The sequence below is a fragment of the Bacillus cereus genome (genome assembly GCF_002567495.1).
In the GTDB taxonomy this organism is placed as follows: Bacteria; Bacillota; Bacilli; order Bacillales; family Bacillaceae_G; genus Bacillus_A; species Bacillus_A cereus_AQ.
Window position 1 is genome coordinate 1 of the sequence record NZ_NVAP01000002.1, and the last position, 20,871, is coordinate 20,871.

Consider the following 20,871-nt stretch of genomic DNA (forward strand, 5'->3'; position numbering starts at 1 on the left):
GAATGCCTTGAGGCCCAGTGGCACCGGTAGCGCCTGTGTTGCCTTGAACACCTTGAGGCCCAGTAGCGCCCGTGTTACCTCGAGGTCCAGTGGCACCCGTGTTACCTTGAGGTCCCTGAGGTCCAGTAGGTCCAGTAGGTCCACCAGAAGGTCCAGTAGGTCCAGTAACTCCTATACCGGTAGCACCTGTATTGCCTTGAGGTCCCTGAGGTCCGGTAGCGCCCGTGTTACCTTGAGTGCCTTGAGGCCCGGTAGCGCCCGTGTTACCTTGAGTGCCTTGAGGCCCAGTAGCGCCCGTGTTACCTTGAACACCTTGAGGCCCAGTAGCGCCCGTGTTACCTTGAGCCCCCTGAGGTCCAGTAGCGCCTGTATTGCCGGTAGCACCCGTGTTACCTTGAACACCTTGAGGACCAGTGGCACCTGTGTTACCTTGAGGTCCGGTAGCACCAGTAGCACCTGTGTTACCTTGAATGCCCTGAGGCCCAGTAGCGCCCGTGTTACCTTGAGCGCCCTGAGGTCCAGTAGCACCTGTATTGCCGGTAGCACCCGTGTTACCTTGAGGTCCCTGAGGTCCGGTGGCACCAGTAGCACCCGTGTTACCTTGGACGCCCTGAGGTCCAGTAGCACCAGTAGCGCCAGTAGCGCCTGTGTTACCTTGGATGCCTTGAGGTCCAGTAGCGCCGGTAGCACCAGTAGCACCTGTGTTACCTCGAGGTCCCTGAGGTCCGGTAGCACCCGTGTTACCTCGAGGTCCAGTGGCACCAGTAGCGCCCGCTGGTCCAGTGGGTCCGGTAGGTCCTTGAATGAACGAAGCAGAATTAACTAGAGCAGTTTGTAATGCTGCTATTAATTTAAGGAGCTCTTGAAGTGTGCAAGGGTCAATTCGGAATAATTTTGTAATGTATAGTAAATAGTTAATGAGATTTTGAAGTTCAATAAATACAGCGCTTGCTACGAAGGTTGGATTTCTTAATATAGTTATTAAGTTTTTAATAATAGCTAACCCTTGTGCTTTCAGGGAGGAAGTAGCGTCTAGTGAACAAATAAATTTACTTAGTAGGTTCAAGGTATCGATTAGGTCTTCAATATTTTGGGGAGATGGATTTGCGAAAAGTTTTGGGATTATTTTTGTTAAATCAATAATAATCGCACGAAATGTTCTGAGTTGAGCTTTAGTAATTGGGATTGATTGAGTATTTGGGATTCGTCCGGCGCTGCTTGGAAAGCATGGTTTGGAGAATTTGTTTTGACTGTCGTTATAACGAGACATTAAATCTCTCCTTTCTCATGAAAATATGAACGAAACTCATCATAGTAGATGCAGAAATTAGTTAAATGGTCATAGTAAAATCGTTTGTTTAAAGAAAAAATAGAAAAAACGCCTTACAATAAGGCGTTTTTTCTATTTTCTGCGTATTGATAATATCGCTTTAATGAAATTTTTGATTTGAACCCAGCGAGTTTTATAATTTCTGATTCTGGAGTTTCTTTTTTTATTAAGTTTAAAATATAGGTGTTGCGAAAATGTTGGCTTGAAATTCCTTTACGTAAATTGGCTCTAGCTACTTCGAGGCGAATCATTTTTTGTATAGCAATTTCTGTTAATGCCTTTGGTGCATCGTTTTCATATACCCACCTGTATGTTCCGCGGTTAAAATCGAATGCGACAAACAATGGATCATCACTATGGTACTTAGGGCGAACTGGTTCGGGGATGCTTTTGTAATAATTGTATAGTTGTTTTTTGTCTTCTTTTGTTAATGTAATTGTTCTTTCTACACCTGCGGTTGCTGGGATAGACAATGTGTTAGTTTCAAAGTGAACGTGATGCATTGTTAATGCTGTAAGTTCCTGTAAGGATAAACCGTAGTCGGTCAATAGATTTAAAATAGCGAGATTGCGATCCATTAATAAAGGACGCACAGGAAGTTGTTTTTCTGAAAGTCCTTCTAATGAAGTGACTATATGCTTTAATTTTTTTTCTTCATCAGGTGAAATGAAATCTTCGTTACGAAGTGTACGGTCTGGTTGAATAGACATTTCCATATTCTTCAATGGATTAGGAATGTTTAGAAAATGGTGCATTCTATTTAGTACAATAAATACACGATGCATCGTTTTTTCTGAGTAATGTCGATTCGTTTTTAAATCGGAAAAGTAATCTTCGTAGTCTTTTGTACAAAGTGTAGCCCATATATTACTGGAAGGGAGCTTTTTGTTTTTTTCTAACCAATGTCCGAAGTCTTCAACGTCATAAACATAACGTTTAATAGTTGAGGGTTTTCGGCCTTTATTCAATAAAAAAATAGAAAAGGCTTGTATTGTATCATGGAATTCCGTTGTCTCCATAGTCGCACCACCTTAATTATTTCTTATATTATAGCAAACTTTTCTGAAAATAGGCATTTGCAAGGGGGACAGGAATAATAATATTTGGTGAGTGGATAAAGTGAAACTATAATCAGTGGAGATTTTGTTCATCCCCCACTGATTATTAGTTGAACCAATCGGGCATTTACGGGCAGTTATCTCCCGCCTAACTTCCTAGCATTTGCTGAATTTTGAGGTGGGAGTCTTACTGCCCGCAAATAGCAGGATAAAATGAGGTGATTGCATGGAACAATCGATGCGAAAGAAAAACAACAACCAAATTAATATTGTGTTAAACCATCGAAAGAAAATTTCTTTGCCAGCCGCAGAAAATAAAACAGTAATTTCAAATGAAACTACTATTAAACATGAAATGCTGCAGAGAATTGAAGAAGAGATGGGGAAGCTTGTTGGGATGGATGATATAAAAAAGATAATAAAAGAAATATATGCTTGGATTTATGTGAATAAAAAAAGACAAGAGAAGGGATTGAAGTCTGAGAAACAAGTACTCCATATGCTGTTTAAAGGGAATCCGGGTACAGGGAAGACAACTGTTGCTAGGATGATAGGGAAATTGCTGTTTGAGATGAATATTCTATCAAAAGGGCACTTAGTTGAAGCTGAACGTGCTGATCTTGTAGGGGAGTATATCGGCCATACAGCTCAAAAAACAAGAGATTTAATAAAAAAAGCAATGGGAGGTATTTTGTTTATTGATGAGGCCTATTCTTTAGCTCGAGGGGGAGAGAAGGATTTTGGAAAAGAAGCAATTGATACGCTCGTAAAACATATGGAAGATAAACAACACGGTTTTGTATTGATTTTAGCTGGATATTCAAGAGAGATGAATCACTTTCTTTCATTAAATCCAGGACTGCAATCTCGTTTTCCGTTTATTATTGAATTTGCGGATTACTCGGTAAATCAGCTGTTGGAAATTGGGAAGAGAATGTATGAAGATCGTGAATACCAGTTATCAAAAGAAGCTGAATGGAAATTTAGGGATCATTTACATGCAGTGAAGTATTCGTCGCAAATTACATCGTTTAGTAATGGGCGGTATGTACGGAATATTGTTGAAAAATCAATTCGTACACAGGCGATGCGGTTGTTACAAGAAGATGCGTATGATAAAAATGATTTAATTGGAATATCGAGTATGGATTTGATGCTCGAAGAGGAGACGCACAGTACATAAACTGTGCGTCTGTTTTTTGTGTATAAGTTTGTTTACTCTTTTTTTGCTTTTTCTTGGTGTGCTTTATGGAAGCGTTCCATTTTAGCACTCTTTTCGTGTGCTGAATTAGGGTCATGTCCAAATTGATTTACTGAGCTTTTTTGAGCTCCTTTATTAACGTGGTTTGTCATTTGTATTCACCTCACTTTAAAAATTAGTATAAACATTATATAAAGAAAAAATCGTTAGAAAAGAAAAACCTCTTTACGATATGTAAAGAGGTTAGATTGCTATTTATGCATTGAACGTTCTTTCGTTTCGATACGTCTGTGCGGTAAATGCCATTTGTAATGAATAGAAACCATGCGGAAGCAAACAATTAAAATGAATAAAATGTAAAGAGCCCAATCGCTAACGATAATTTGAGCGCCAATTAAGAAACCAGCTAAAATTGTCCAAAAAGCATATACTTCAGCTCGAAGAACGAGAGGTTTTCTACGGGCTAAAAGATCGCGAATGATACCACCGCCAATGCCGGTTAAAACAGCTGCTACGATTGTGGCGCTAATTGGTAAATTTAATTTTTGGGCATATAATGCTCCTTGTACGGCAAATGCTGATAAGCCGATAGCGTCAGTGATATTTTCCCACTTTTTCCAATGTCTAATTAATTTATTTGGAAAAAGAAAAATAATAGTCATTGATAAAAGTGCGATTTGGAATAACATGTCTTGTTGCCAAAACGCGACAATCGGATAACCGATTAATAAATTACGAAGGGCACCTCCCCCAAATGCGGTTGCCATTCCTAAAATATACACCCCGAAAATATCATAATCCTCTTCCATTGCAACAATGGCTCCACTTAGTGCGAAAGCGATTGTGCCTATGATGCTAAAAATCTCCCATGCCATGAATTTTCTCCCCCGCTAACTAGATGAAATGTGCTTCCTCTGCTATTATATTAGAAGGTTTAAATTTCGAAAAGGATGAGTGAACATATTTGATGGAAGAAAAAGAAAAAGTCATATTAGTCGGCTGTCAATTGCCGCAAGATGATGATGAAAAATTTATGCATTCCATGAAAGAGCTTGCATCGCTAGCGAAGACTGCGCGAGCAGAATTGTTAGTGTCAACAACGCAAAAACGACCAAAGTTTCATCCAGCGACTTACATAGGTAAAGGGAAATTAGAAGAGCTTACAATGTTAACTGAAGAATTAGAGCCGGATGTTATTGTATTTAATAACGAATTAACGCCGAGTCAAATTCGGAATTTATCTTCAGTATTAGATGCGAGAGTAATTGATCGAACGCAACTAATACTAGATATTTTTGCGCAACGTGCGAAGTCAAGAGAAGGTAAGCTTCAAGTGGAATTAGCTCAGTTGCAATATACAATGCCGCGTCTTATGGGACAAGGGTTGTCCTTATCACGTCTTGGTGGTGGTATTGGAACGAGGGGACCGGGTGAAACGAAACTTGAGACGGATCGTCGTCATATTCGATCGCGTATTGATGAAATAAAGAAACAACTTGCAGTTATTGTGGAACATCGAAAGAGATATCGTGAGAGAAGAAAAGATAATAAAGTATTTCAAGTTTCATTAATAGGATATACAAATGCAGGGAAATCGACACTGTTTAATAGATTAACGGAAGCTGATACGTTTGAAGAAAACCTTCTGTTTGCAACGTTGGACCCGACGACGAGGAAGATGCCGTTACCTTCTGGTTATACAGTATTACTGACTGATACGGTTGGTTTTATACAAGATTTACCCACTTCATTAATCGCTGCTTTTCGTTCGACACTAGAAGAAGCGGGGGAGGCAGATGTTATTTTACATGTAGTTGATTCTGCGGATCCTAATTACGTGGGGCATGAAAAAACAGTAAAGCGTTTATTATCGGAACTTGAAATTAATCATATTCCTATTATTACGTTATACAATAAAAAAGATGAATTACATCAAAACTTTATTCCGTTTCCGAAAAGTGACTTCTTAATGACTAGTGCTTTTGAAGAAAGTGATTTATTACATATAAAAGAAGCGATAGAAACGAAAATGAAGGGAGAAATGGTTCGTTATCGAGTGGCAATCCCCCCGAGTGAAGGTAAGTTGTTAACGCTTTTAAAGACGGAAACACTATTAACAAAGATGGAGTTTCTGGAAGATAAATTTGTATATGATTGTGCAGGGTATATTTTTACTCATTCATCGCTTAATGTGCAATTAAAGAGATTTTTAGTGGAAGAAGGAGAAAATAAAAATGTTTGATCGTTTGAAAAATGGAGAAAAAATTGCTCCAATCGTAAAAAAAGTAGAGAGCCAGATTACAGAAGTGCATAAACGTGCGGATGAAGTAATTGAAAGTAATCAGTTTCGTGTATTAGAAAGTTTTCGTAAACATAAGATTAGTGACTCGCATTTTATCCCGACGACAGGCTATGGTTATGATGATATTGGTCGTGACACGTTAGAAAAAGTGTATGCTGATGTATTTGGAGCGGAAGCTGGTCTTGTTCGTCCGCAAATTATTTCAGGAACTCACGCTATCTCTACAGCGTTATTTGGTATTTTGCGCCCAGGAGATGAGTTATTGTATATCACTGGGAAACCGTATGATACGTTAGAGGAAATTGTTGGTGTGCGCGGAAAAGGTGTAGGTTCATTTAAAGAATATAATATTGGTTATAATGCAGTTCCGCTAACTGATGCTGGGCTTGTTGATTTTGAAGCTGTTGCAGCAGCGATTCATAGTGATACGAAAATGATTGGTATTCAGCGCTCGAAAGGTTATGCTACTCGTCCGTCGTTTACTGTTTCTCAAATTAAAGAGATGATCGCGTTTGTTAAAGAAATTAAACCTGATGTTGTGGTGTTTGTAGATAACTGTTATGGTGAGTTTATTGAAGAACAAGAGCCGTGTCATGTAGGTGCAGATTTAATGGCGGGTTCGCTTATTAAAAACCCGGGCGGGGGAATTGTTAAAACTGGTGGTTACATTGTCGGTAAAGAACAGTATGTTGAAGCGTGTGCATATCGTTTAACATCTCCGGGAATTGGAGCGGAAGCTGGAGCATCTTTATACAGTCTGCAAGAAATGTATCAAGGTTTCTTCTTGGCACCACATGTTGCGGGACAAGCGCTAAAAGGTGCGATTTTTACAGCTGCGTTTTTAGAAAAGTTAGGAATGAACACGTCACCAGCGTGGAATGCGCCGAGAACAGACTTAATTCAATCTGTTCAATTTGATGATAAAGACCGTATGATTGCCTTTTGCCAAGCGATTCAATATGCATCTCCAATTAATTCGCATTTTACTCCGTATGCAAACTATATGCCGGGTTATGAAGATGATGTGATTATGGCTGCGGGAACGTTTATTCAAGGTGCAAGTATTGAATTGTCTGCTGATGGTCCAATTAGACCGCCATATGTTGCATATGTACAAGGTGGATTAACGTATTCGCATGTTAAAATTGCGATTTGTTCTGCAATTGATGAATTAATTGAAAAGAATTTATTAACAATTTCTTAAAGGCAAGCTGTCGATTTCGGCAGCTTTTTTTTTTCGTATGAAAGTAATGATTTGTGTGATTTAAAAAAAGAATGAAAAAGTTTATAAAAAACCATGTAAGAAAAGCTAACATCTATTGACACTAAACATAACATGGTATAAAATGAGAAGCAGTTAAGGCGAAGGAGGAACTGAAAAATGAAAGAAGATAGACGTTCTGCCCCGCTGTTTCCTATTGGTATTGTTATGGATTTAACACAATTGTCTGCACGTCAAATTCGCTACTATGAAGAGCATAATCTTGTTTCTCCAACCCGTACAAAGGGGAATCGTAGATTATTTTCATTTAACGATGTAGATAAGTTGTTAGAAATTAAAGATTTGTTAGATCAAGGCTTGAATATGGCTGGTATTAAACAAGTGTTACTAATGAAAGAAAATCAAACAGAAGCAGTGAAAGTAAAAGAAGAAACGAAAGAAATTTCAAAAACTGAGCTTCGCAAAATACTTCGAGATGAACTACAACATACAGGTAGATTCAATCGAACTTCATTGCGACAAGGTGACATTTCAAGATTTTTTCACTAAAGATAACTGATTCTGAAGGCGATTAGAGGGACTAAGGAGGAATTTATAATGTCTAGATACACAAAAGAAGATATTTTCCGTTTGGCGAAAGAAGAGAATGTAAAGTATATCCGTTTACAATTTACGGACCTTTTAGGGGTAATTAAAAACGTAGAGATTCCAGTGAGACAATTAACGAAAGCTCTTGATAACAAGATGATGTTTGATGGATCTTCGATTGAAGGTTTCGTACGTATTGAAGAATCTGATATGTATTTATATCCTGATTTAGACACTTGGGTAATTTTCCCTTGGACTGCTGAAAAAGGTAAAGTAGCTCGACTAATCTGTGATATTTACAATGCAGATGGCACTCCATTTGATGGAGACCCACGTAACAACTTAAAACGTGTGTTAAAAGAAATGGAAGCTTTAGGATTCACAGATTTCAATCTTGGACCAGAGCCAGAATTCTTCCTATTTAAAGTTGATGAAAAAGGAAATCCAACATTAGAACTAAACGATAACGGTGGATACTTCGACCTTGCGCCGATGGATCTAGGGGAAAACTGTCGTCGTGATATCGTTCTTGAACTGGAAGAAATGGGATTTGAAATTGAAGCATCTCACCATGAGGTTGCTCCAGGGCAGCACGAAATTGACTTTAAATATGCAAATGCAATTCGTTCATGTGATGACATTCAAACATTCAAACTTGTTGTAAAAACAATTGCTCGTAAACATGGTTTACACGCAACATTTATGCCAAAACCACTATACGGTGTGAACGGTTCAGGTATGCACTGTAACTTATCATTATTTAAAAATGGTGAGAACGTATTCTTTGATGCAAACGGTGACTTACAATTAAGTGATGATGCTCGTCACTTCATCGCAGGTATTTTGAAACATGCACCAGCATTTACAGCAATAGCAAACCCGACTGTAAACTCATACAAACGTCTAGTACCTGGATATGAAGCTCCTTGTTACGTAGCATGGTCTGCACAAAACCGTAGCCCATTAGTACGTATCCCTGCATCTCGTGGTATTAGTACACGCGTAGAAGTACGTAGTGTTGACCCAGCTGCAAACCCATATTTAGTAATGGCTACATTATTAGCTGCAGGTCTTGATGGAATTAAAAACAAATTAACTCCACCAGCTGCAGTAGACCGTAACATCTATGTAATGACTAAAGAAGAGCGCGAAGAAGCAGGTATCGTTGACTTACCAGCAACATTAGCACAAGCATTAGTTACATTACAATCTAATGAAGTAGTATGTGGTGCACTAGGAGATCACTTACTTGAGCACTTCATTGAAGCGAAAGAGATTGAGTGGGACATTTTCCGTACGCAAGTTCACCAATGGGAACGCGATCAATATATGTCTCTATACTAAGAGGTTTGAACCCTTGATACAACTGGTATCAAGGGTTTTTTATTTCCCTCTTATTATAATTTTATGTGGTTGCAAAATGAAAAAACAGCCACGAATTAATAACAAGTAGTGATAAACGTAAGTTTTATATGATTTGTGAAATGAAAAAGCCTTGATACTACGGTATCAGGGCTTTTTTAAGTGAAGTTATTGGATATATTAACTACTAGATAATGGATTGTTTTTGATTTTCTTGAATCATTTTACTAAGAAAATCTTTTCAAAAGAATCGATCTTATCTTTTTTATAAAATTACTTGTGCTATAAATTAATAATTCTTTACTGCCTGTACGACTCGACCGATGATTTTTACGTCCTCATCTGCAAGGTTATAAGTTTTTGGCTCATGAATCGGATCATTACTCAATGGTATTAACGTAATGATGTTTCCAGATTTTGAAATCTTTTTCACGGTAGCATCATAACCATTGACTTTTACAACGGCAATTTGTCCGTTTTCAACATAAGGAGTTTCCTCTACTAAAACATAAGAACCATCGGGGAATTCGAGATTCATGAATCTATAGTGAATACGGTTATGGTTGATTCTTCAAGAGGAAAGATTGAATGAAGTCTAATATTAATGTAAATGAAATGAAACATTGAATGATGCTTAGTTGTAACACGGTCTTATTCAGGAGTTCGTTTGTTCACTTTCTAAATTTAGGGAATACATATAGTTGAGTACCTTGCAATAAACAATACTAAGTGGTATATTATGGATAAGGCGGGTACTGTGCATTGAACAGTACTAAGATAAGGAAGGAAGATGGCACTTGAACGTTCAATTTAAAAAAGGTGTGCTTGAACTTTGTGTATTAGCACTTGTAAAACGTAAAGATAGTTACGGTTATGAACTTGTTCAGCAAATCTCTAATAAATTTTTAATATCGGAAGGGTCTGTATACCCTCTATTACGTCGTTTGACGAAAGAAGGGTATTTTCAAACATATTTAAAGGAATCTACGGAAGGGCCACCTCGTAAATATTATCAATTAACAGAGCAAGGGGAGACACAATTTCATTTGTTAGTAACAGAATGGCGTGATTTTGCGAAAGGGGTACAAGAAATTATTGAAGGGGTGGAATGGAATGAGTAAAGAAGGGTTTCTTAAAGAATTATCAAGTTATCTTAGAAAGTTACCGGAAGAAGAGAGACAAGATATTTTATTGGATTATGAAGAGCACTTTCAGTTTGGGATAGAAGAGGGGAAAACTGAATCAGAAATAATAAAGGGCCTTGGTTCTCCGAAAGTAATTTCGAAAGAATTACTTGCTATGTATCGCTTCGATGAGATGAAAAAAAATCCATCGACTTCAAATGTGACAAGAGCTGTGATGGCAGCGGTTGGACTTAGTTTGTTTAATTTTATTATTGTGCTAGGTCCGTTAGTTGCAATTATTGCTTTTATATTTTCTTTTTGGCTCGGTGGTATTGCTAGTGTAGTAACGCCATTTTTCGTGATTGGAAAAATATTCATGGGTACCTTTATATGGTTGGATCTTTTCGTTAGTATAACGTTTGTTGGAGTAGGTTTGTTGTTATGTATTATCGCTTTTTATAGTACAAAGTGGTTTAAGAGATTATGCGTACGATATGTAATATGGAACTTCAAAATGATAAAAGGAGAGTAAATGATGAAAAAACTATTTTTAATCGCTATCGCTTGTATCATTATTGGAGTAATAGGAATTTCCCAAACATATGAAAAAGCAGTACAAACTGCCGAAAAAGGCGATAAAGAAGATGTAATTAAAAATGAAACATTAAAAAATATAGAAGTTAAGTTAGATGCTGGAGATATCGTTGTCCAAAAATCTCCTGACTCTTCTTTTTATGTAAAGCAAACAGGAGACGCACGTAAACAAAAGATTCGTATTGCTGAAGATGGAGACACATTAAAAATTGTAGGGGAAAGAGAAAAAGGCGCTTCGTTTGATTTTTCCTTTTACGATTTCAAATTTCAAACGTCTACATTGACTATATTTGTACCGGAACGTTCTTACCAAGAGATAAAGGTAAATTCATCAGCTGGACAAATCGAAATGAGTGATGTGAAAAGTGATCGCGTAAGTGTTAGGGTACTTGCTGGAGAAGTAGATTTGAAACATGTCACAGCTAAGAGTGTGGAGGGATCTTCACAAGCTGGTGAGGTGAACTTTCAGAAGGTTATAGGGAAAGTAATAGCGAAAACGGCTAGTGGTAGTGTAAGTGTTATTGAGCATGATGCTAAATATGATTTAGAGGCAAGCTCAACTGCTGGAGATGTAGATATTACTTTATTAGAAAAGCCACAAGATGCAGTTATAACTGGACAAAGTGCTGCTGGAGACGTGATGATTTTTAATGAAGAAAATAAAAATATAACAATTGGTAATGGGAGTAAAAAGATTAGCGGTAAAACGGCTGCTGGAGATGTGACGATTGAAACTCGTTAATAAGAAATAGAATGCATGGAAATCTATCAAAATACAAAAAAGAAGATACTTACCGTATATAAATAAGGTAAGTATCTTCTTTTTATGATGATTAGTGTAAATCACGATATACGCCAATTACTTTCCCAATAACTGACACTTGTTTTAAAATGATAGGTTCTAATGACGAGTTCTCCGGTTGTAGACGGAAATGGTCTTTTTCTTTATAAAAACGTTTAACAGTAGCTTCGTTATCTTCTGTTAAAGCAACTACAATTTCACCATTATATGCAGACTGCTGTTGGCGAACAACAACTAAATCTCCATCGAAAATACCAGCTTCAATCATACTATCTCCAGAAATACGTAACATAAATACTTGATCTGCTCCAGCGACAATACTTGCTGGAAGTGGGAAATGTTCCTCTACGCTTTCGACCGCTGTAATTGGTAAACCAGCAGTAACTTTTCCGACGATTGGAACTTGAATAACAGATTGTGTTTCTGTATCCATTCGGTCTACACCTAAAATTTCAATCGCTCGTGGTTTCGTTGGATCACGTCGGATATATCCTTTTTCTTCTAGTCGTGATAAATGTCCGTGCACTGTAGAGCTAGAAGCGAGGCCGACTGCTTGACCGATTTCACGTACGGAAGGTGGATATCCTTTTTCTTGTACTTTTAGCTTAATAAAGTCGAGAATGTCTTGCTGGCGTTTCGTTAACTTTTCCATGTTTTCTAACACCTCGTTTTCTTTCGTTTTTCTTATTAATAAGTATAACATGCGAAAAAACATTCTACAAACATAAGTTCGAACATAAGGCGGATTTATGTTACACTAGAGGGAAATAATAGCGAGAAAGAGGGGTTCAAAATGAATGCAATTATTTATGCACGTGTGAGTACCACAAAAGAAGCGCAAGAAACATCGTTATTACGTCAAAAAGATGAATTATTGCATTTAGCTGAGCGCTATCAAATGAATGTTATAAAGGTAATTGAAGAGCAGGCTAGTGGTTATACAATTGAACGTGACGGTATATTAGAAGTGTTGGATACAATTCGGGACGAGCAAATTGATGTGCTACTTATACAAGATGAAACGCGCCTTGGTAGAGGAAATGCGAAGATTGCATTAATGCATTGTTTACATAAAGAAGGCATAAAAGTATATACGCATACACATAATGGTGAATTACAATTGTCGGATTCTGATTCGATGGTATTAGATATAATTGGTATTGTTGAAGAATATCAAAGAAAGATTCATAACTTGAAAATTAAACGCGGTATGCAACGGGCAGTAGAAAAAGGCTATCGCCCAGAAAATAATTTAAAAAATCGAAATTTAAGCGTAGGCCGAGAGAAAAAAGAGGTGCCAATTGAGGAAATTGTACGTTTGCGTAGGAATGAACTCACTTTCGAAGAAATTGCAGCAACACTTCGTGGATTTGGTCATAATGTTTCAAAGGCGACTGTACATCGTAGATATGTAGAGTATACAAAGCAATTGCTTGATAAAGAAGAGTAACTATTGTATGATAATAATCAGTTTTGATTAGAAGGGGGATTCGAGATGATTAATCACGAACTCGTTGAACGCATTAACTTCTTAGCGAAAAAAGCAAAAGCTGAAGGTTTAACTGAAGAAGAACAACGTGAGCGTCAATCGCTACGTGAACAATATTTAAAAGGCTTTCGTCAAAATATGTTAAACGAACTTAAAGGAATTAAAGTTGTTAACGAAGAAGGTACAGATGTTACACCGACGAAATTAAAAGCTTTAAAAAAGCAAGATAATGCAAAATTAAATTAAAAGATGGGCGAAGCCCATCTTTTTTTTATTTGTTACATTCGTTAGTTAATAACTTTCCAGTTGTTATTAACTGTTGCTTCTATCGTTTTATGTTCCAATATATAATTAGCGATAAGCTCAGACATATCTGTTGGTATATCTTTTACTACCGGTTTGTTTTGAAACATAAAGAAGTTTCCACCTCCGCTTGCACGATAATTATTCATAACAACGTCATATTCTTCATTCATATTAAGAGGAGCACCGTTATGCTGTAAAGATTCTACTCTTTCACCAATTGGTTTTGAAATGTTTAATACGTATGAAATCCCTTCCCACATATCGTAATTATAATGTTGTGGCTTTGGTTCTATATAGGTATGACTTACGATGATGGATCCATCTGCTTTTAATGTGAAATAAGAAGCAGAGAGTTCAAGAGCATCTTTTATATCTGCTCCAGTTATTCTAATTACTTTTAATGTGTTTGGATAAATATAATTAGAAACGATGTCACGCATTGTTACATGTTCCGGAAAACCTGGAGATGTATTATGGAACAAACTTGTACAAGAAATGGATACATTAGCTATATCCATCTGTATTTTATTTATGAATTCGATAAAAGGATGGTCATGCAAACGAGTTTGCATAGCATCTGAAATTTGCATGTCACCCCGAATGATTCCAATAGGTTGATCAAGCCACTTTTGTGTTTTCTCTTCGTAATCGGCTACCAATGAAAGTACATCTTGGTCCGCTTCAATTCCTTGTACAGATAATAATTCAGAAGAGCTCTCTTTTTTCACCCATTTATGTTTCGTTTTTTCGAATGTTACTTTTACTTTTCCGACTGAGTGTCCATTGCATCCGGTCTGTAAAATTGTTACACCGTTAGCCATTGTGTGAGAAATTTCTCGGTGTTGATGACCTGTTAATAAAAGATCTATGCCTTCAATTTCATGGCACATTGCATATCCTTGGTTTTCACCTGTTAACACTTCAGTCGGTTCCCCGGTTTGTAAATCTCTTTCAAATCCACCGTGATAGGCTACGACTAATAAATCTGGGTTCTCATGTTCGCGAATATAAGAAACCCATTTTTTTGTAGTTTCTAATGTATCTTCAAATAGTAAATCTTTAATGTGATGGGCTTGTTCCCAATTTGGGATGTAATGTGTTGTTACCCCTAAAATAGCAATTTTTATATTTGATTCAATCTGTTTTATTATATACGGTTTTCCGAAATAGGGTTTCTTTATGTTTTTATCTAAAATGTTTGCTGATAGGTACGGGAAGTTCGCGGTAGCCACAGCATGATTTAATATATCCATCCCGTAATTAAATTCATGATTGCCGATAATTGCAGCGTCATACTGTAAGTAATTCGCTAATAAGGACATTGGATTTTTTTTGTCTTTTTCGCATGTAACATAATGATAAGTAAATGGTGTTCCTTGAATGAAGTCGCCATTATCAATTAAAAGAACGTTTGTATTTTCGGAACGTTCTTTTTTTATAAGAGTAGAAATTTTGGCTAAACCAAGTTCCGCTGGGGAGTTATCTTGGTAGCGAATGGGATAAACAGTGCCATGTATATCGCTTGTTAATAAGATGTTTAAAGTTACAGTTTGATTTTGTTCCAATATGACTCACCTTTTCTATTGTTATCTTCCAATTAATCATATCAAATATGTGAAGTGAATTTTGATGTGAATGTATAGAATGTGTAAAGATTCTGTAAATAACGAATTGTGCATCGAAATATGTGATATATTTCTTCATGTTTACGGAAGGTTATTTTATAACAAGAAAAATGGAGGCATTAATATGTTGAAAAAAGTTTTTGCAATGAGTACAACAGTTGTACTGGCGGCGGGATTATTAAGTGGCTGCGGGACGAAAGAGTCAAGTGCAAGTAAAAATGAAGATACGAAAAAAGGTTATGTACCAAAGACCTTAAATGTTCAATTTGTTCCTTCTCAAAATGCGGATACGCTAGAGGCAAAGGCAAAACCATTGGAAAAGCTATTAAGCGATAAATTAAATATTCCGGTAAAAGTTAGTATTTCAACTAACTACAATACAATTGTAGAAGCGATGGCATCTAAACAAGTAGATGTAGGATTTTTACCGCCAACAGCGTACGTGTTAGCACACGAAAAGAAGGCTGCAAATGTAATTTTACAAGCACAACGTTTTGGAGTAGAGGATGAAACAGGAGCTCCTACAAAAGATTTAGTAGACTATTATAAATCTGAGTTCGTTGTTAAGAAAGACTCTAATATAAATAGTGTAAAAGATTTAAAAGGTAAAAAAATTGGTTATCAAGATGTAACATCATCAGCAGGGTATGTATGGCCTGCAGCTGTTCTATTAAAAGAGGGAATTGATCCGTTGAAAGATGTGAAACCTGTTACATTAAAAGGTCATGATCAGTCACTTATTGCTCTTTTAAATGGTGATGTAGATGCAGCTGTTGTATTCCAAGATGCTCGTAATATTGTAAAAAAAGATTATCCAAATATATTCGATCAAACGAAAATAGTGAAATTTACTGAGAAAATTCCAAATGATACAATTTCTGTACGCTCTGATTTAGATGCAGAGTGGAGTAAGAAATTACAAGATGCTTTCATTGAAATTGGAAAAAATGAGGAAGGCCGTAAAATCATTAAAGAAGTATATTCCCATGAAGGATATATTAAATCTGATGATAGTAAATTTGATATCGTTCGTGAATATGGAAAGACAGTGAAGACGCAATAATACATAGTGAAATGGCGGCTAACTGGAAGGTGTGAGATTTCAGTTAGTTTGCCGTTTTTCGGTTATTGATAATACATTGAAAGTAGGTAAGATGTGTGATAGAGTTTCGAAATGTTTCCAAAATGTATCCGAATGGTACAAAAGGATTGAAAAATATAAATTTAAAGATTCAAAAAGGTGAGTTTATTGTAATGGTCGGATTATCCGGGGCTGGAAAATCTACACTTCTCAGATCAGTAAATCGTCTTCATGAGATTACAGAAGGAGAAATCATCATTGAAGGTGAGTCTATTACTGCTGCGAAAGGAAAAGGATTAAGGCGTATGCGCCGGGATATCGGTATGATCTTCCAAAATTTTAACCTTGTAAAACGATCGACAGTATTAAAAAATGTATTAGCTGGTCGTGTTGGATATCATTCCACATTACGTACAACGTTAGGGTTGTTCCCGAAAGAGGATGTGGAGCTCGCATTTCAAGCGCTAAAAAGAGTGAATATTTTAGAAAAAGCATATGCACGTGCTGACGAATTATCAGGAGGACAACAGCAACGTGTATCGATAGCTAGAGCATTAGCACAAGAAGCAAAAATCATATTGGCAGATGAACCTGTTGCATCATTAGATCCACTTACAACAAAGCAAGTGCTAGATGATTTGAAAAATATTAATGAAGATTTTGGAATCACGACAATTGTAAACTTACATTCTATTGATTTGGCTAGACAATATGCTACACGCATTATTGGATTACATGCAGGTGAAATTGTTTTTGACGGTTTAGTAGAAGAGGCAACGGATGAGAAATTTGCTGAAATTTATGGGGACGTAGCTCAGAAAAGCGAATTATTAGAGGTGGCAGTAAAATGAATGACGTGACGATGTATTCAAATGAAATACCGAAGCCGCCGAGTAAATTGAAACATATGTTAACGTTTATTTTAATTATTTTAATGCTGTGGAGTAGTAGTGTGCAAGTAGATGCATCATTTTCAAAACTGATAGATGGTTTTCCGAATATGGTAGATTTATTGAAAGACATGGTGCCGCCAGATTGGAGTTATTTTCAAGTTATTACAACAGCGATGTTAGATACAATACGTATGGCGATTATTGGGACGACTTTAGGAGCGATTTTAGCCATTCCACTTGCATTATTTGCAGCAAGTAATGTGTTTACTAACACATTTTTATACAGTCTAGCTCGAATGATTTTAAATTTTATACGAACGATACCAGATTTATTATTGGCGGCTATTTTCGTAGCGATTTTTGGAATCGGGCCACTTCCAGGTATTTTGGCGCTTACTTTTTTCTCAATTGGACTCGTAGCGAAATTGTTGTATGAATCGATTGAATCAATTGACCCTGGCCCACTAGAAGCGATGACAGCTGTAGGGGCTAATAAGGTACAATGGATTGTTTATGGAGTCATTCCACAAGTAAAAGCGCACTTTGTTTCCTATGTACTATATACATTTGAGGTGAATGTACGTGCAGCGGCTGTCCTAGGCTTAGTAGGAGCAGGTGGTATTGGACTGTATTATGATCGTACACTTGGATTTTTACAATATCAACAAACGGCTTCTATAATTATTTATACCCTTGTTGTTGTTTTATTAATTGACTACATTAGTACATTGTTGCGGGAGAAATTATAATGAGTAGAACGACGATGATTGTGCCAAAACCGAAAAAACCGAGTGTATATCGCTGGATTATTTTTATAGCACTTGCAGCCGTATATGTATGGGCCTTTTCAGGAGTGCCGTTAGAGGGAATAAAGGACACAGCAGGTGAAATTACAAAAGCAATTATGACAGGGATATTGAATCCAGACTGGTCGTATGTATCTTTGCCAGATGGTGAAGATTTATTACATGGATTACTTGATACGTTGGCAATTGCGATATTAGGTACATTTATTTCTGCATTTTTATCTGTTCCGTTTGCTTTTTGGGCGGCAACGAATATGAGCAGTGGAAAATTAACTTCAGGATTTGGGAAATTTGTACTTAGTTTTGTTCGTACGTTTCCTGAATTAGTTATGGCTCTTTTATTTATAAAAGCTGTTGGACCAGGTTCTTTTGCAGGAGTATTAGCTCTAGGATTACATTCTATTGGAATGTTAGGGAAACTATATTCAGAAGGAATTGAAAACATAGATAAAGGACCGACGGAAGCGTTATTAGCAACAGGGGCAAATCGATTTCAAATACTTTGGTATGCAGTGTTACCACAAGTGTTACCGGATTTTCTATCGTATACGTTATACAGATTTGAAATTAATGTACGATCCGCTGCGATTTTAGGTGTTATTGGAGCAGGCGGGATTGGTACACCGTTAATTTTTGCGCTGAGTTCACGGAATTGGTCTCGTGTTGGAATTATTTTGTTAGGTATCATTTTAATGGTAATTATAATTGATTTGATTTCAAGTTCGATTCGGAAACGGATTGTTTAACTGATTTGAAAAGCATCGAAGTTAGATGCTTTTTTGTGTTTTTAAAAACGTATTGAAAAAAGTAAGTATAGAAGAAATTTGTATACATGTATAAATATACAGATAATTCCCTTTCTTTTTAAAATAAAAATAATGAAAAAGTATGTCATATTGAATACCCATACATTCCCGAAAACATTGATTTTTTTATAAAAAATCAAAAAAACATCAACATATTTGTCGATACATGTTGTATAATCTTGCGTGGGAAGCTATCATATAAATGTATAAAACGTTTACTAATATAAGCGAAGGGAAGAATAGCATGTCACATTCAATCGAACAACTTTCTATCAACACGATTCGCACATTATCCATCGATGCGATTGAAAAAGCAAACTCTGGTCACCCAGGAATGCCAATGGGTGCAGCACCAATGGCTTATACATTATGGACTCAATTTATGAAACACAATCCAAATAACCCAACGTGGTTTAACCGTGATCGTTTCGTATTATCTGCAGGTCATGGTTCAATGTTATTATACAGCCTACTTCACCTATCTGGTTATGATGTAACAATGGATGACTTAAAGAACTTCCGTCAATGGGGAAGCAAAACTCCAGGACATCCTGAGTACGGTCATACAGCTGGTGTAGATGCAACGACTGGTCCACTTGGACAAGGTATTGCAACTGCTGTAGGTATGGCAATGGCTGAAAGACATTTAGCGGCTAAATATAACCGTGATGCGTATAATGTAGTAGATCATCATACATACGCTATTTGTGGTGATGGAGATTTAATGGAAGGCGTTTCTGCTGAAGCATCTTCATTAGCTGCTCATTTACAATTAGGTCGCCTTGTTGTGCTTTACGATTCAAACGATATTTCATTAGATGGCGATTTAAATCGTTCATTCTCTGAAAGTGTAGAAGATCGTTACAAAGCATACGGATGGCAAGTAATCCGTGTTGAGGATGGAAACGATATTGAAGCGATCGCGAAAGCAATTGAAGAAGCGAAAGCTGACGAAAAACGCCCAACGCTAATTGAAGTAAGAACAACAATCGGTTTCGGTTCTCCAAACAAATCAGGAAAATCAGCTTCACATGGTTCTCCACTTGGTGTAGAAGAAACAAAATTAACGAAAGAAGCATATGCTTGGACTGCTGAGCAAGACTTCCACGTAGCAGAAGAAGTATACGACAACTTCCGTAAAACAGTACAAGATGTTGGTGAAACGACGCAAGCAGAGTGGAACACTATGTTAGGTGAATATGCACAAGCATACCCAGAATTAGCAAACGAATTCCAAGCAGCAATGAACGGTCAACTTCCAGAAGGTTGGGAGCAAAACTTACCAACTTATGAATTAGGATCAAAAGCAGCAACTCGTAATTCTTCTGGTGCTGTAATTAATGCAATTGCAGAGTCTGTACCATCATTCTTCGGTGGATCTGCTGACCTTGCTGGTTCTAACAAAACATACATGAATAACGAAAAAGACTTTACAAGAGATGATTACAGCGGTAAAAACATTTGGTACGGTGTACGTGAGTTCGCAATGGGTGCAGCAATGAACGGTATTGCACTACATGGCGGTTTAAAAACTTACGGTGGTACGTTCTTCGTATTCTCTGATTACTTACGTCCAGCAATTCGCCTTGCAGCATTAATGCAATTGCCAGTAACGTATGTATTCACACATGACAGTATCGCTGTTGGTGAAGATGGTCCAACACATGAACCAGTCGAGCAATTAGCAGCGCTTCGTGCAATGCCAAACGTTTCTGTTATCCGTCCAGCTGATGGTAACGAATCTGTTGCAGCTTGGAGACTGGCTTTAGAATCTACAAACAAACCAACTGCTTTAGTATTAACTCGTCAAGACCTTCCAACATTAGAAGGTGCAAAAGATGATACGTATGAAAAAGTAGCAAAAGGTGCATATGTAGTTTCTACAAGCAAGAAAGAAACGGCTGATGTTATCTTACTTGCAACTGGATCTGAAGTAAGCCTAGCTGTTGAAGCTCAAAAAGCATTAGCAGCAGACGGTGTTGACGCAGCTGTTGTCAGCATGCCATCTATGGATCGTTTTGAAGCTCAAACTGCAGAGTACAAAGAATCTGTATTACCAAAAGCAGTAACAAAACGTTTCGCAATCGAAATGGGTGCTACATTCGGATGGCACCGTTACGTAGGTCTTGAAGGAGATGTGTTAGGTATCGATACATTCGGTGCTTCTGCTCCTGGTGAGAAGATTATGGAAGAGTATGGATTTACTGTAGAGAACGTTGTTCGTAAAGTAAAAGAAATGCTTTAATGATTTCAGAAAAATCTCTCCGGCATGGAGAGATTTT

General features: G+C 37.1%; 21 protein-coding genes and 1 pseudogene. 15 read left to right on the forward strand and 7 right to left on the reverse strand.

What is annotated here, in order from left to right; genetic code table 11:
- Both COK05_RS00130 and COK05_RS00135 read right to left on the reverse strand, forming a co-directional pair.
- The coding region (locus tag COK05_RS00130) for a collagen-like repeat preface domain-containing protein (protein ID WP_141538832.1) at positions 1-1,270 on the reverse strand (1,270 nt) is incomplete at its 3' end.
- Positions 1,271-1,383: 113 nt separating this feature from the next.
- The gene (locus tag COK05_RS00135) at positions 1,384-2,349 is read right to left on the reverse strand and encodes a tyrosine-type recombinase/integrase (RefSeq protein WP_098610978.1); all 966 of its coding nucleotides are present in this window, start codon (positions 2,347-2,349) and stop codon (positions 1,384-1,386) included.
- A gap of 265 nt (positions 2,350-2,614) precedes the next feature.
- Between COK05_RS00135 and spoVK the strand changes: the two genes are divergently transcribed.
- The gene (gene spoVK / locus COK05_RS00140; protein WP_016080607.1) at positions 2,615-3,571 is read left to right on the forward strand and encodes a stage V sporulation protein K; all 957 of its coding nucleotides are present in this window, start codon (positions 2,615-2,617) and stop codon (positions 3,569-3,571) included.
- Between the two features lie 32 nt (positions 3,572-3,603).
- Here the strand turns inward: spoVK and COK05_RS31200 are convergent, their stop codons facing one another.
- On the reverse strand, positions 3,604-3,741 hold the full coding sequence (locus COK05_RS31200) for a hypothetical protein (RefSeq protein WP_000181505.1): 138 nt from the start codon (positions 3,739-3,741) through the stop codon (positions 3,604-3,606).
- A gap of 99 nt (positions 3,742-3,840) precedes the next feature.
- Positions 3,841-4,464 carry a trimeric intracellular cation channel family protein gene (locus COK05_RS00145; protein ID WP_000312267.1) on the reverse strand — a complete coding sequence of 208 codons (624 nt, stop codon included), beginning with the start codon at positions 4,462-4,464 and terminating at the stop codon, positions 3,841-3,843.
- 92 nt (positions 4,465-4,556) lie between these two features.
- Here COK05_RS00145 and hflX point away from each other — a divergent pair, with 92 nt between their 5' ends.
- The 4 genes from hflX (at position 4,557) to glnA (ending at position 9,045) form a co-directional block, all read left to right on the forward strand.
- Positions 4,557-5,831 (forward strand): GTPase HflX, encoded by a 1,275-nt coding sequence (hflX, locus tag COK05_RS00150; RefSeq protein ID WP_141538833.1) that lies wholly within the window; start codon positions 4,557-4,559, stop codon positions 5,829-5,831.
- Complete coding sequence (locus tag COK05_RS00155) at positions 5,824-7,095, forward strand: methionine gamma-lyase family protein (protein ID WP_098610980.1); 1,272 nt, start codon at positions 5,824-5,826, stop codon at positions 7,093-7,095. Before hflX ends, COK05_RS00155 begins: the two co-directional genes overlap by 8 nt.
- A gap of 177 nt (positions 7,096-7,272) precedes the next feature.
- The gene (glnR, locus tag COK05_RS00160; protein WP_000656783.1) at positions 7,273-7,662 is read left to right on the forward strand and encodes a transcriptional repressor GlnR; all 390 of its coding nucleotides are present in this window, start codon (positions 7,273-7,275) and stop codon (positions 7,660-7,662) included.
- A gap of 48 nt (positions 7,663-7,710) precedes the next feature.
- Positions 7,711-9,045, forward strand: a complete 1,335-nt coding sequence (gene glnA / locus COK05_RS00165) for a type I glutamate--ammonia ligase (RefSeq protein ID WP_098610981.1) — start codon at positions 7,711-7,713, stop codon at positions 9,043-9,045.
- A 307-nt stretch (positions 9,046-9,352) separates the two neighbouring features.
- Here glnA and COK05_RS00170 read toward each other — a convergent pair.
- Positions 9,353-9,601 (reverse strand): annotated as a pseudogene (locus tag COK05_RS00170) (LexA family protein); the annotation flags it as partial.
- A 259-nt stretch (positions 9,602-9,860) separates the two neighbouring features.
- Here COK05_RS00170 and COK05_RS00175 point away from each other — a divergent pair.
- The 3 genes from COK05_RS00175 to COK05_RS00185 are packed head-to-tail and all read left to right on the forward strand — an operon-like array spanning position 9,861 to position 11,523.
- The gene (locus tag COK05_RS00175) at positions 9,861-10,184 is read left to right on the forward strand and encodes a PadR family transcriptional regulator (protein WP_098610982.1); all 324 of its coding nucleotides are present in this window, start codon (positions 9,861-9,863) and stop codon (positions 10,182-10,184) included.
- Positions 10,177-10,719, forward strand: coding sequence for a DUF1700 domain-containing protein (locus COK05_RS00180; protein ID WP_098610983.1), 543 nt, complete (start codon positions 10,177-10,179; stop codon positions 10,717-10,719). The genes COK05_RS00175 and COK05_RS00180 overlap by 8 nt, the downstream gene beginning before the upstream one ends.
- Positions 10,720-11,523 (forward strand): DUF4097 family beta strand repeat-containing protein, encoded by an 804-nt coding sequence (locus tag COK05_RS00185; RefSeq protein WP_098610984.1) that lies wholly within the window; start codon positions 10,720-10,722, stop codon positions 11,521-11,523. It abuts the gene before it with no gap.
- Positions 11,524-11,614: 91 nt separating this feature from the next.
- On the opposite strand, the gene lexA is transcribed toward COK05_RS00185, so the two are convergent.
- Positions 11,615-12,235: a transcriptional repressor LexA gene (lexA, locus tag COK05_RS00190; protein ID WP_141538835.1), complete on the reverse strand. Its 621-nt coding sequence runs from the start codon at positions 12,233-12,235 to the stop codon at positions 11,615-11,617.
- A gap of 141 nt (positions 12,236-12,376) precedes the next feature.
- On the opposite strand from lexA, the gene COK05_RS00195 reads away from it, so the two are divergent.
- Positions 12,377-13,033 carry a YneB family resolvase-like protein gene (locus tag COK05_RS00195; protein ID WP_098610985.1) on the forward strand — a complete coding sequence of 219 codons (657 nt, stop codon included), beginning with the start codon at positions 12,377-12,379 and terminating at the stop codon, positions 13,031-13,033.
- Between the two features lie 45 nt (positions 13,034-13,078).
- Positions 13,079-13,318 carry a DUF896 domain-containing protein gene (locus COK05_RS00200; RefSeq protein WP_000607015.1) on the forward strand — a complete coding sequence of 80 codons (240 nt, stop codon included), beginning with the start codon at positions 13,079-13,081 and terminating at the stop codon, positions 13,316-13,318.
- Between the two features lie 41 nt (positions 13,319-13,359).
- Here the strand turns inward: COK05_RS00200 and COK05_RS00205 are convergent, their stop codons facing one another.
- The gene (locus COK05_RS00205; RefSeq protein ID WP_098610986.1) at positions 13,360-14,943 is read right to left on the reverse strand and encodes a bifunctional metallophosphatase/5'-nucleotidase; all 1,584 of its coding nucleotides are present in this window, start codon (positions 14,941-14,943) and stop codon (positions 13,360-13,362) included.
- Between the two features lie 184 nt (positions 14,944-15,127).
- Here COK05_RS00205 and COK05_RS00210 point away from each other — a divergent pair, with 184 nt between their 5' ends.
- From COK05_RS00210 to tkt, 5 genes are all read left to right on the forward strand, one after another.
- Positions 15,128-16,066, forward strand: coding sequence for a phosphate/phosphite/phosphonate ABC transporter substrate-binding protein (locus COK05_RS00210; protein WP_000915063.1), 939 nt, complete (start codon positions 15,128-15,130; stop codon positions 16,064-16,066).
- Between the two features lie 95 nt (positions 16,067-16,161).
- A complete protein-coding gene (gene phnC / locus COK05_RS00215; RefSeq protein WP_098610987.1) occupies positions 16,162-16,935 on the forward strand; it encodes a phosphonate ABC transporter ATP-binding protein in 774 nt (257 codons plus the stop codon).
- Positions 16,932-17,726 (forward strand): phosphonate ABC transporter, permease protein PhnE, encoded by a 795-nt coding sequence (phnE, locus tag COK05_RS00220; RefSeq protein WP_098610988.1) that lies wholly within the window; start codon positions 16,932-16,934, stop codon positions 17,724-17,726. The genes phnC and phnE (COK05_RS00220) overlap by 4 nt, the downstream gene beginning before the upstream one ends.
- Entirely contained in the window at positions 17,726-18,529 is an 804-nt protein-coding gene (gene phnE / locus COK05_RS00225; protein WP_098610989.1) for a phosphonate ABC transporter, permease protein PhnE, read from the forward strand. The genes phnE (COK05_RS00220) and phnE (COK05_RS00225) overlap by 1 nt, the downstream gene beginning before the upstream one ends.
- Positions 18,530-18,833: 304 nt before the next feature.
- Positions 18,834-20,834, forward strand: coding sequence for a transketolase (gene tkt, locus COK05_RS00230; RefSeq protein ID WP_098610990.1), 2,001 nt, complete (start codon positions 18,834-18,836; stop codon positions 20,832-20,834).
- Positions 20,835-20,871 lie beyond the last annotated feature (37 nt).

Excerpts from the sequence above, each read along its gene's own strand:
- COK05_RS00135 (WP_098610978.1), bottom strand. The coding sequence starts at position 2,349 with ATGGAGACAACGGAATTCCATGATACAATACAAGCCTTTTCTATTTTT.
- spoVK (WP_016080607.1), top strand. The coding sequence starts at position 2,615 with ATGGAACAATCGATGCGAAAGAAAAACAACAACCAAATTAATATTGTG.
- COK05_RS31200 (WP_000181505.1), bottom strand. The coding sequence starts at position 3,741 with ATGACAAACCACGTTAATAAAGGAGCTCAAAAAAGCTCAGTAAATCAA.
- COK05_RS00145 (WP_000312267.1), bottom strand. The coding sequence starts at position 4,464 with ATGGCATGGGAGATTTTTAGCATCATAGGCACAATCGCTTTCGCACTA.
- hflX (WP_141538833.1), top strand. The coding sequence starts at position 4,557 with ATGGAAGAAAAAGAAAAAGTCATATTAGTCGGCTGTCAATTGCCGCAA.
- COK05_RS00155 (WP_098610980.1), top strand. The coding sequence starts at position 5,824 with ATGTTTGATCGTTTGAAAAATGGAGAAAAAATTGCTCCAATCGTAAAA.
- glnR (WP_000656783.1), top strand. The coding sequence starts at position 7,273 with ATGAAAGAAGATAGACGTTCTGCCCCGCTGTTTCCTATTGGTATTGTT.
- glnA (WP_098610981.1), top strand. The coding sequence starts at position 7,711 with ATGTCTAGATACACAAAAGAAGATATTTTCCGTTTGGCGAAAGAAGAG.
- COK05_RS00180 (WP_098610983.1), top strand. The coding sequence starts at position 10,177 with ATGAGTAAAGAAGGGTTTCTTAAAGAATTATCAAGTTATCTTAGAAAG.
- COK05_RS00185 (WP_098610984.1), top strand. The coding sequence starts at position 10,720 with ATGATGAAAAAACTATTTTTAATCGCTATCGCTTGTATCATTATTGGA.
- lexA (WP_141538835.1), bottom strand. The coding sequence starts at position 12,235 with ATGGAAAAGTTAACGAAACGCCAGCAAGACATTCTCGACTTTATTAAG.
- COK05_RS00195 (WP_098610985.1), top strand. The coding sequence starts at position 12,377 with ATGAATGCAATTATTTATGCACGTGTGAGTACCACAAAAGAAGCGCAA.
- COK05_RS00200 (WP_000607015.1), top strand. The coding sequence starts at position 13,079 with ATGATTAATCACGAACTCGTTGAACGCATTAACTTCTTAGCGAAAAAA.
- COK05_RS00210 (WP_000915063.1), top strand. The coding sequence starts at position 15,128 with ATGTTGAAAAAAGTTTTTGCAATGAGTACAACAGTTGTACTGGCGGCG.
- phnE (WP_098610988.1), top strand. The coding sequence starts at position 16,932 with ATGAATGACGTGACGATGTATTCAAATGAAATACCGAAGCCGCCGAGT.
- phnE (WP_098610989.1), top strand. The coding sequence starts at position 17,726 with ATGAGTAGAACGACGATGATTGTGCCAAAACCGAAAAAACCGAGTGTA.
- tkt (WP_098610990.1), top strand. The coding sequence starts at position 18,834 with ATGTCACATTCAATCGAACAACTTTCTATCAACACGATTCGCACATTA.